The organism is Chloroflexus sp. MS-G (assembly GCF_000735195.1).
Taxonomy (GTDB): Bacteria; Chloroflexota; Chloroflexia; order Chloroflexales; family Chloroflexaceae; genus Chloroflexus.
Map to the genome: position 1 here is coordinate 1 of NZ_JPIM01000166.1, position 7,042 is coordinate 7,042.

The 7,042-nt window shown below is 50.9% G+C and carries 4 protein-coding genes; 3 read left to right on the plus strand and 1 reads right to left on the minus strand.

The genetic code is table 11. The annotated features are described in order from the left end of the window. The first annotated feature begins 143 nt into the window (after positions 1-143). Positions 144-842: a hypothetical protein gene (locus JE47_RS0118890; RefSeq protein ID WP_031461246.1), complete on the plus strand. Its 699-nt coding sequence runs from the start codon at positions 144-146 to the stop codon at positions 840-842. Positions 843-1,525: 683 nt separating this feature from the next. Then, positions 1,526-5,128 carry a clostripain-related cysteine peptidase gene (locus JE47_RS0118900; RefSeq protein WP_152556114.1) on the plus strand — a complete coding sequence of 1,201 codons (3,603 nt, stop codon included), beginning with the start codon at positions 1,526-1,528 and terminating at the stop codon, positions 5,126-5,128. Between the two features lie 130 nt (positions 5,129-5,258). Here the strand turns inward: JE47_RS0118900 and JE47_RS0118905 are convergent, their stop codons facing one another. Next, entirely contained in the window at positions 5,259-5,582 is a 324-nt protein-coding gene (locus JE47_RS0118905; RefSeq protein WP_031461249.1) for a Rieske (2Fe-2S) protein, read from the minus strand. A gap of 319 nt (positions 5,583-5,901) precedes the next feature. On the opposite strand from JE47_RS0118905, the gene JE47_RS0118910 reads away from it, so the two are divergent. Further along, the coding region (locus tag JE47_RS0118910; RefSeq protein ID WP_031461250.1) for a GAF domain-containing protein at positions 5,902-7,042 on the plus strand (1,141 nt) is incomplete at its 3' end.

Consider the following 7,042-nt stretch of genomic DNA (forward strand, 5'->3'; position numbering starts at 1 on the left):
TGAGCACCTATTCATAACATGTTTATCATGAAACATTACACTTCCACCAGATGCAGAAACGATCATCGATAGTACGTGTAACTGGCGGGCTGTGACAGCATTCCTGCCGGGGGTTATTGTGTAGTGCGGGTCGAGGTAAATCAATGAATATGTCTGAGCTGCCTCTGGAAGAGCTTATCCGCTTGTGTGAGAGCGAGAGAGCAGATTTCCGCCAGTCATACGAACAACAATCACCGGCATGTATGACCCTGTTCCGGCGGGCTTTTGCTGGTGATCAAGTAGCCTGGTCGTACATCTCTACACTGTTCGGGCGGATGCAGTACCTCTGGATTCGACAATCTTTTGATGCAGCGTTTTCTAAGGGTGTCCATGTTGATATTGAAGAAGACGACATCCAGGGGATCCTCCACGATGCACTCATCGCTCTTCGTAGAGCCAGTCAGCGTAACCCGGACCTTACTGCAACTAATGATCTGGCTAAGCTCTTTCAATACTGGAAAAAGTGCATTCAGACGGCAGTCTTAACGGTGCTCCGAACGAAGAGACGGCAGAGATTGACCGATAGATTAACACAATCCGTACCTAACAATAATAATTATGATCTTGAATTCAAGGTAGCGCTCTGGCAGCGCATTCTGAATCTCTTATCAGAAGAGGAGCTTTTCATTCTGAGACTTGATCTACAGGGATATAAACCACAAGATATTATTCATAAATTTCCACAGCGATTTCCGAACGTACAGCGCATTTATCAGATCAAGCAAAATTATCTTCGCCGCTTGCAACAAGATTACATCATTCGTGATCTTTTTGGGTTACAACCGCTGACAAGAAAGCATTAGCGAGATTCTGAAAATGAACCTCTTGTCTGGATGTGCGAGTTTCCAGGGCCACGTTCTAAGGATTGAAGAGGTGTGCTGCTTCCCGTTCTAATGGTGGGCTGCGCTACGCTTTCGTTGGTTCGCTGGCGTGCCTGTCGCCACATCAGTAGGAGTGGTTTCCACTCGCTTAAGAGGCGTGCTGATGGACGTGCGCAGGTTTCACCGATGCCACCACAGGATGCGGGCCAGAGGACCAAAGGAACCTGCATGGGTCAGGGCGTGATGAAAATGTTGAAAACCCCTTGAGAAGTAAGGATTCTCGACGTTTTCAGTGCTTGTACTGCAGAACGAGCCTCGCTTTCTGCCTCTACCCGTGTAGTAGTAGTAGAGCAGGGGCAAATGGCGACATTGCGCAGCCTGCTCGCTGCTCGTCGCCCCCACCTCGCCCAAAAGGAAGTGTCATGGGAAAATGGTGGCGAGTTGAAAGCCTCATCTCACTCCTCCCACATCACTGCTCTGGATAAGACAGTGGAGTTTGGAGCATCAGACAAAGATGTGGGAAGTACTCTGTATGGGTAGTTTTTTTCTTCTGTGACTGCCAAAAACCAGTGTGTTCCACCATCTCTTATGGTAGAACAGCGTACCAGGTGTAGACTTCTGCATCGGGTCGGGATTCTTGCTCCTAGAATGAGAGGGAGAACCTCATGAAAACCTACCGTTATCCCATCAGCCGCGTTGCCATCATCGTGATGGTACTCGCTATTCTAATGTCTGTTCATTCGCCCGTACATAGTACATCACCAAAAATACCACCAATGCCGGTATCCGATCTATCCGACGAGCCACCTGTGCCTCTACCTCGTGGTTGTGGTGGTGTCACACCGCCAGGGGGATCAATGGTGACGTGCTGTCTCAATGGCCGAGTCTATGTTGACGGTGAAGCGGTTGCCGGTGCAGACGTTATTATCACCAGTCCACGAGGAGATCGCTTTTCTACAGTGACTCGTATTATAAGTGTGGCGAGTGGTTCGCCCTATTACGAACTTAATTTGAACAGTGCACCCTTGAACATTCAGCCTGGTGAAACTATCACCATCACCGTGCGTTTTGGGCAGCGTGAACGCACACTGACGTACACCACGCAACCGGGAAGTCAACAGGTTGACATCGTGCTACCGCGTCGTCATAGCAGCGATTATGTCAGCATTCAATCATTTCCTCTGAGGGACGAGCCAGGTCGGTTTGATGGCGCCAGTGGGATCGCAGTTAGTGCGAATGGTACGATTTTTGTCGTTGAGCAAGAGGGTCATCAGGTTCAAGTCTTCGACCGTACGGAAACTCCTGTTCGCCAATGGGGCAGGTATGGTCGTACTGAGGGACAATTTAACCGACCGGCCCGTGTTGTCATCGATCCGACCCAGAATGTTTACATCCTCGATGTCGGGAATCGACGCATTCAGAAGTTTGATCAGCAGGGAAATCGGGTTTCTCTCTGGTCATTATGCCCGAACGTTGAGCAATGCCCGCTTGCCAACGATATGGCGATGACTCCCGACGGTGATATTGCTGTCGTTTATGATCGAGGTGTCTCTTTCTTTTCGACTGCCGGAACATTACGACGACAGTGGCAGTGGCCGACCAGTCTCAATCTCAATGGCAGCGGGATTGCAGTTGATCGCAACAACAACGTCTATATCACCGGAGGCTTTGATAAGATTTACAAATTTGCCCTCAACGGTTCCTTGATCGGAGTAATTTCAACGTCACTGAGCCACATCCAGAATATTGCTGTTGATGGCGACAACAAACTCTGGGTGACCGATCCAACCATCGGTGTCGCACGTCTGTCGGCAAGCGGTACCCTTGAACGTCAGTGGTCTGTTGCAGGGGCAGTCTTTACCGATCTGACAGTGGCTGCGGATGGCAGGCTTTACCTCACAAGTTTCGATAACAAGGTGACGATAGTAGACCCAACCACGAACCAGATTCGCTCGTGGGGAGCAGCGAGTCGCTATCGCGACATCGTGGGGATGGTCGTCGTTTCCGCGACAGGCGTCCTGATAGCGAACCGCGATCCGGCTCTGGTTGCCCGGCTAGATAACCAGCAGATTACCCATTTGCAGCTTGACCCACCACCGCAAAAGATTATCGACATGACGCGAGGTCTGGATGGATGGATTTACATCCTCGATCAGTTGAGTCTCACGTCAGGGAGGGTGTATCAATTAGACGCCAATGGTGCGCAACGTTCTTCATTTGCTTTCACTAACGTTACTGCCGGTGCTATTGCAGTCGCGGCAAACGGCACAATCTTCCTGACCGATAAGCAAGATGGGAAGGTGGTCTCATTCTTGTCAAACGGTCAACGTCAGAGTGAATGGAGGGATGATCGGATCTTTCTGCCGGTGGATCTGGCGATTGATGCCAATGGCTATGTCTACGTTGCCGATGCCGGTCTCAATAACTTTAGCCGGATTCACAAATTCACGGCTAATGGGAATCATGCCGGTACGTTGGCAATCACGATCGATCCGCTAGCCGATGATGTGTTACATGTCTTCGGGAGCAATGTGTATGTGTACAATGCGAGTACGCTGCACGTCCGTCCAGACACCTTAGCGAATAGTCCGGCAGCCACGATTGATCTTGAAGGGCCGGTTAGAGGATGGGACATCGCTACGAATGGCAACATCTACGCTTTCAACCCGAATACGAAACAGGTGCTCATCTTCCAACCGATGCGCTACACCCAACCGATAGCAACCATTACGCATGTGAATTTGTCTAGTCTGGAGGGTAGCGACACACTGATAGTTCGGGGTATGGCGCAAGACAGTGATGAGAGTGACAGCATTGTCGAGTGGCGCTGGACTTCCAACCTGAATGGTACTATCGGTAACCAACCGGTACTGGAGATCCCGGCGAACCGTCTACAGTCGGGGATGCACAGGATCAGCCTGTCAGTGCGCGATAATGAAAATGAACAGGCAACGTCTGAAAGCATCTCGGTGTTTGTAGTTCCCCAGCCGCAATCGCTACCAGCATGGACGATACTGCTGTACCTCAATGCAGATGACCGTGAAGGTGGTCAAAACATCTTGGCCTCCTACAATCGGGCATTGGAAGAGTTGCGATCGCTCGCATCTCGTAATCCGACGATTCGTGTTGCTGCACTTGTCGATGGGCCAGGCGCGAATGACACGTATCGCGTGCTCATACCGGGTCAAACAGAGCATTTTGCCGAGCGGCAGATGGATGATCCGGCCACACTCAGAAGTTTCCTGCGTTGGGGGCAAAGTCAATTTCCAGCCCGACACTATTATCTGGCGATTGCCGATCATGGACAAGGTGTGAAGGGTATTTCCTGGGATTCGACCAGTGATTACCTTGATGATGGAGTGAGTAATGAAAGTGCTTTTTTGACTGTCAAAGAGCTTGGCGAGGTACTTAACACGGAAGATATTTTGCCCATTGACGTCATTCACCTCGATGCCTGTTCGATGGGTCTCCTGGAGGTTGCCTACGAGCTTCGCCCCCGCAGTGAGGTTCCGCCCCGTTCCCGGTTCTTGATCAGCTCGCAATACCTGGGATGGTCATTCTTTGCCTATGAAGATTACTTTGCCAACATCAGTGCCAACACTACACCTGAAATGGTAGCACGAACGGTAGTCGAGAAGTACGCCGATCGTGCAAGTTCTTTCGGATACCCATTTACCATTACCGCTCTTGATCTAGGGCGCGTTCCTACCGTTGCGCAAGCAGTGAGCAGGTTGGCGCGCGAGCTGGCAGCATACGCGAACAATAGTGTTGCACAACAAAATCACCTCAATGATATTCGCAACCGTAGTGCTCATATCGAGAGTAATGGCGATCGTATCAACGATCCTAAAGATGCATACCTTGATTTGCTAAGCTGGGTACGAATCATCCGCAATGAAATCCAGGATCAGGCGATCCGGCAACGAGCGACTGAACTGATCGATGAATTGACCGGTACCCAGTCGTTTATCCTTCCCAATGGTCACCGTGCTAGAAGTGGTTTTCTCCCTAGCGAGTCTGGTGCTTCCTACGTAGATATGACGGACGTTAACGGGATTTCGATTTTCTATCCGTATCAAAAAGGTGATGTATTCAACAGGTACACTCAACATCGTCTCTTTCAGTTTACGAGAAATACCGCCTGGAATGAATTCTTGACCGCCGGTATCGTCCCTCTCAATCCAGGATCGGAACCGGATGAGAGGTTGGGACCGCTATCAATGCTGCCTGTTTTCTATAACGTCTATGTGCCGGCAGTTATCCGATAGCAGATTCTGGACACTGTTTCTCGTCATTTCCATCACGTCCGAACATGATCTGTCCGGCAGTGGTCATGGGGTATGAAAGGGCCGGGGCGGGTGCCAAACCCGCCCGCCGACTGTGTTCGGTAGCGCTGTATCACTTCTCGGAAGACCAATCAATAACTACGTAAACATCGTCGTCGATGATTTCAACCGGGTACGTTGCGATGCGCAACCCAACCGGCGGCACGATACTCTTCCCACTACGTACATCGTAAGTCCACCCGTGCCACGGACAGGTCACGGTGTATTCGATGAGTACGCCTGCAGAAAGAGGACCGCCTTCGTGGCGACAACTGTCGCTGAAGGCGTAAATGGTTCCCTGCACGTTGGCTAAACCGATTGGGAGTCCGTCGATATCAACGTAGCGCATAGAACCAGGCGGCAATTCACTGCGATGACAGACTTTGAAGCGTTCCATCTTCTCAACTCATCTTGTTTCGATCACCACCAATGCTCATCTGATCGGGTGAGGAGGAAGTTCCTATCCCCAACCGTGTGAGTGAGGTATAGTTTATCGCAAGTGGGCATATCTTGGATGGGTTGGTTCTTGTGTTATCAGACGTGATAAAACCGTTCATCGCCCGCGACTGAGCGGATTTGCTAGGGGTGAATTGGGAACTTGACCTTCCCCATTTTTCTATCTCTTTTTTCACTTCTCATTGCAGGGGCGGTATAATACGCTATAATATTCATTATCAGTCTAAATCTTTACGTATTGCCACAACTCGAGGTGTCCTATGCCGCCGCTTGCGATTAATCAGCGCCAGCTTGAAACGCTCAGTCAATTGCTTATTGCCGGCGGTCACCACGAAGTGGCTGATCTGCTTCAAGCATCACTTGATCGACTGATTTCCTTCTGGCCGGCGCAAGCTGGCGCACTGCTGTACGTCTCACCGTATGGTGAAACAACGAAGGTGAGTCGTGGCAAACTTGATGCCGATACATTGCTGTTGATTGAACAGGCGCGTGACGGGTTTACCCGCCGTGAAGATAGTGGTGAACCGATTGTCGGTTCTTATTCGATTGACGAGAGCCGCGATCTGATAGAGTTGCCCCTCCAGAGTGGTGGACAGGGGGTTGGCCTGCTCCACCTGGTGGTCAGTCGAAACGACCAGCAAGCTGGCGGTCAGCCACCACTCGATGAAGAGCTACTAGTATTGCTGGTACGCGCAATTGGCGGTGAAGCCGATAAGCTGGCAATGCTGCGCCGTGCCGAGCGTGATTTACGTGAACTTCACCTGCTGTACGAGATCGGTCAATCGCTGGCGAGCAATCTTGATTTGACCAGCCTGCTCAACGACATCAAACTGCGGGTGCCTAAAGTAGTTGGCGCGGAACGTTGTTCGATTTTTATCCTCGATGAAGAGAAGAACGAGTTAGTGCTCGAAATCCCCGGCGAACAGCGCCAGTTCCGCATGCCAGCAGATCGTGGCATTGCCGGTTGGGTGGTGACGCATGGTATTGGGCAGATTGTGAATGATGTCGAACACGATCCTCGTTGGTACGATGCGATCAGCCGTGAAGCCGATTTTGTGACCCGCTCGATCGTCTGTGTGCCAATGCGGGTGAAGGATCGGGTTATCGGCGCGATGCAGTTGCTGAACAAAGTAGATGGACAACCGTTTACCGAGCAAGATATGCAACTGCTCACCACGTTGGCTGTGCAAGCTGCGATTGCGATTGAGAATGCTCGTCTCTATCAGCGTTTGAAGGAAGAGCGCGATAAACTGTTGCAAAAAGAGGCTGAAGTTCGGCACGCAATTGCCCGTGATTTGCACGATGGCCCAACCCAGAGCATTGCCGCAATTGCGATGAATATCGAGTTTATTAAGCGTCTCTTCAAGGCAATGCCTGAACGAGTACCTGCTGAGCTGGATA